Annotated in this window: 7 protein-coding genes; 1 reads left to right on the top strand and 6 read right to left on the bottom strand. The window is 59.1% G+C overall.

Going from position 1 to position 2952, the window contains the following annotated elements; all coding sequences use genetic code 11:
* From ACI2JH_RS19640 to ACI2JH_RS19615, 6 genes are all read right to left on the bottom strand, one after another.
* A partial coding sequence (locus ACI2JH_RS19640) for a hypothetical protein (RefSeq protein WP_404736994.1) occupies positions 1-194 on the bottom strand: 194 nt, incomplete at its 3' end.
* A 120-nt stretch (positions 195-314) separates the two neighbouring features.
* The gene (locus ACI2JH_RS19635; RefSeq protein ID WP_404684424.1) at positions 315-452 is read right to left on the bottom strand and encodes a hypothetical protein; all 138 of its coding nucleotides are present in this window, start codon (positions 450-452) and stop codon (positions 315-317) included.
* A 209-nt stretch (positions 453-661) separates the two neighbouring features.
* Positions 662-940, bottom strand: a complete 279-nt coding sequence (locus ACI2JH_RS19630; RefSeq protein WP_404684425.1) for a single-stranded DNA-binding protein — start codon at positions 938-940, stop codon at positions 662-664.
* Positions 922-1827: a replication initiation factor domain-containing protein gene (locus ACI2JH_RS19625; protein ID WP_404736993.1), complete on the bottom strand. Its 906-nt coding sequence runs from the start codon at positions 1825-1827 to the stop codon at positions 922-924. Before ACI2JH_RS19625 ends, ACI2JH_RS19630 begins: the two co-directional genes overlap by 19 nt.
* Positions 1828-1973: 146 nt before the next feature.
* Complete coding sequence (locus ACI2JH_RS19620) at positions 1974-2120, bottom strand: hypothetical protein (protein WP_404736992.1); 147 nt, start codon at positions 2118-2120, stop codon at positions 1974-1976.
* 144 nt (positions 2121-2264) lie between these two features.
* The gene (locus tag ACI2JH_RS19615; protein ID WP_404684427.1) at positions 2265-2432 is read right to left on the bottom strand and encodes a hypothetical protein; all 168 of its coding nucleotides are present in this window, start codon (positions 2430-2432) and stop codon (positions 2265-2267) included.
* Positions 2433-2566: 134 nt separating this feature from the next.
* On the opposite strand from ACI2JH_RS19615, the gene ACI2JH_RS19610 reads away from it, so the two are divergent.
* Positions 2567-2952: DUF3693 domain-containing protein (locus ACI2JH_RS19610; protein WP_404736991.1), on the top strand; the 386-nt coding region annotated here is incomplete at its 3' end.

Below are 2952 nucleotides of genomic sequence, written 5' to 3'. Positions count from 1 at the left end.
ACAACGACGCTATTTGGAACGCCGCGATCTTGGATGGCTTTGCAGTGGTCCACGGGCACAGCCTGCAACTCAGACCACGCACGCCCCTCATCGCACTGAGATGCAACTTGGCATCCTATCGTATGCGCTCTGGCCTCTGCGGACATCAGGAGTATGGCAACAATAAAGACTGCGATTGCAATCAACAGGCGCATAGTCAATCCTGAAATAGGGTGCCGATGATCGACGCACCGACCCACAAAACGAATATCCCGAGCATCACAAAATCCCCATAAAAAAAGGGGCCGGTTTGACCGGCCCCAGCTGCTTTACGATCAACCGAAGATCGCGCCCTTCAGCCACTTGAAACCGACCGAGATTGCGGCCGGCGCCAGCTTGGCGGCACCGATAAGGCCGATGGTGCCAGCCAGCGTTGCCAGTACGGTCAGTGCAGCGGTTGCGTCGAGTTCCATTGCATTTCCTTTGATTAGTTACGGATAGTTCGGCCTAGTTGCTTGTATGCCCAGGACACGGCGTAACACACCGCGACGGCAGACAGCAGTCCCGACACTTCGGCCGTGGAGAGCGTCGGGATTTCTGTGCGCGGTACGAATGCAGCCTGCTCGCAGGTGCCAGTCTGCTGGTTGTACTGCACGCATTCGTAGACGTACCGCGTCATGGATTAGGGGACCTTCGGCGGCGCAACAGGCTTGGCCTGCAACGGAATCAGATCCACGTAGCGCTTCAACGTCAGGTCACCGTACTCACTGAGGGCGAAGCACTTCGGATCGATGTCGTATTCACCAGCCTGATACGGGGCGCGCTGGCCGATACCGATACGGAACGGCAGTTCAAAGCCGTTGCCCAGGTCGAGGCCAGCCATCTGGGAACGCATGATCGTTCCCTTCTTTTCATTACGCTGCTCATCAACGGCAGCAGACTTTACGCGGCAAATCGGCATAGTTCTTCTCTCACATATTTGGCGAGTGGCTCACCTGAGGCGATACCGCGAAAACGTCCGGGGTGGCCTGACCGGAGCACGCGTTCCTCTGCGAAGTCGGACCAGCTATCACCGAACGCATCGCGGAGGACATTGAGGGCGGGGCCGACTTGACGGTTCATCCACAGAACCATCGCCTCGGCGGAAACTTCGACTTGCTTACGGATCGTGCGCAGACGCGTGCACACCCCCTGAATCAGTTCGGCCATGACGCTGTAGGAGCCGCGCAGATATGCGCCGGGGTCCAGCAGCGATTCCAAGGCAACTTCAACGTGCTTGCCGTACAGGCGCACCTCAGCACGCACCCACGGAGACGACGGCAGGCCCAGCTGCTTGCCCTTCTCGTAGACGCACAGCTCTTTGTGACCCTTCCCGCCGACATACAGCGTGGAGCCGGTGCCGTGGCCTTCGTCGGACATGAAGCGGTGGCGCGGAGGGCAACCACCCTCGCAGAAGTCACCGGCAGCAGCGCGTTCCCGCAGCGCATGCACGTCCAGGCGCTTGCCTTCGTAGTCGTCATGGGCGCAATCGATACGGCTGATGCGCGCCTTCAACTGGACGGCGGCGTTATACGTGACGCGCCAGTCCTTGACCCACTTGCAGCCTGCGCCGGAGATGCTGACGCAGACGGTTTCTTTGTTGCCACCGAGTCCGATATGGCCAACCAGCTCGCCGTCACGATCCTTCAAAATCGCCGACAGGGGGTAGAAGTTCCAGTTCTTTTCCCGGATCGCACCGGCAACAACTTCACCCCGGAAACCGAACAGCTTGTAGATCAGAAGATCGATGTTGGAGCAACGAAACTCTTCAAGCGAAGAGGCGGGCAACACAAGGGTCAGGTAGTCCACTATCGCGGTTTGCTGACCCTTTTGGCCCGTGTTACTCCCCGGGCCAACCTCCCCTCCCCCACTCCGCACCTTTTCACCGGTAGAGACCGGGGAAAAGTACCCGTCGAAGGGCATGCAAGCAGCGAACAGACGCGACTGATCAGCACTCATCGCAAGGCCCGCACAAATGAGACGATGGTCAAACCGCCGACCCACGCGGTGACCCAATGAAGGGAGCAACCGCTCATGACGTACACGGCGATGGACGACAACAGAGCCAGCGCCATCCACAGCACGAATTCGAGCAGGTGCATTAGTTAGCTCCCTTCCGACGGTCAAGAGCCCGCCGAACGGCCACCCAGACGTACTCAACCCCGAGCAAGAAGCCCGCGCCGAATGCGCCACCAACGACAAAGAACAGGACTGCCACTGCACCCGCTTCACTGACCTGCAAGCACTCAACCACGGCGCACCTCGGCGAATGCCTGGGCGACCATGGCGCGCTGGCGCATGGAGCGCACGGCTGCGGCCTGGCGCTGGTCGTAGATCCACGTAAAGAGCTTTGCCAGCCCTACCGAGATGGCGAGGGCTGCGCCTGCAAGCGCTGCCAGAATCGTTGCGTCCATGTGCATCCCCATGCCCCAAGGTTCCCAAGTTCCCGGCAGCGGCCTTGGGAACCGGCTGCCGGGATATTTCCTCGCAGGAAACACGGGGCGGAGTGTATCCTCAGAGTGGACACCACTGTCAACTGGCAAGACAAATGGAAACGCTAAATAAATTGCTTGACAAGGCGCGCAAGACGTGCGAGCGCGACTCGGATAATTGCTTGGCGGAAAAAATGAAGGTGACCCGCAGCGCGGTCTCCAAATGGCGACATGGCGGCAAGATCAACGACGAACAGCTGCTAAGGCTGATAGAAATGGCTCAGGCAGACCCCGGGATATGGGCGCTGGTAAAGACCGAGCAAGCCACGACGCGGATAGAAAAGAAGATGTTTGGTGCACTGTGGGACAGACTGTCCCCGGTCACTACGGTGATCGGGGCGCTAGTTCTGGCAGTGTCGCTGGCACCTGGCGCAGCAAGGGCTAATCCCGTTTCAATTCAATCACTTGCAACGGCTGACCACGGCAGTTTGTATATTATGTT

Source organism: Stenotrophomonas sp. NPDC078853 (assembly GCF_044901215.1).
In the GTDB taxonomy this organism is placed as follows: Bacteria; Pseudomonadota; Gammaproteobacteria; order Xanthomonadales; family Xanthomonadaceae; genus Stenotrophomonas; species Stenotrophomonas lacuserhaii.
Note: the sequence above shows the minus strand (reverse complement) of the source record. Positions and strands in the feature narration are given on the sequence as shown.